1 protein-coding gene is annotated in these 475 nt (G+C 64.2%); it reads right to left on the reverse strand.

From position 1 onward, the window contains the following. The coding region (locus JWG43_RS20730; protein ID WP_504208226.1) for an ATP-binding protein at positions 1–475 on the reverse strand (475 nt) is incomplete at both ends.

The following is a 475-nucleotide window of genomic DNA, read 5'->3' on the forward strand; positions in this document are numbered from 1 at the left end:
CGGTGATCTTGCCCGGCGACGGCGTGAAGGTCTCCGGGTTCTCTGCGTTGATCCGCACCTCGATGGCGTGGCCCTTGAACTCGATATCGTCCTGGGTGAACGACAGCGGCAGACCGGCGGCGATGCGCACCTGTTCGCGCACCAGATCCACGCCCGTGATCATTTCGGTGACCGGGTGTTCGACCTGCAGGCGGGTGTTCATCTCGATGAAGAAGAACTCGCCGTCCTCCCACAGGAACTCGATGGTGCCGACGCCCAGATAGCCGATGGCGGCGATGGCCTTGTTGACGGTCTCGCCGATCTGCTTGCGACCTTCGGCCGACAGGGCGGGCGAGGGGGCCTCTTCCAGCACCTTCTGGTGACGGCGTTGCAGCGAGCAGTCGCGCTCGCCCAGGTGGACGACATTGCCATGGCTGTCGGCGATGACCTGGATCTCGATGTGGCGCGGCTTCTGGAGGTAGCGCTCCATGTAGAC

It is taken from the genome of Desulfobulbus alkaliphilus (assembly GCF_016918545.1).
Classification (GTDB): Bacteria; Desulfobacterota; Desulfobulbia; order Desulfobulbales; family Desulfobulbaceae; genus Desulfobulbus; species Desulfobulbus alkaliphilus.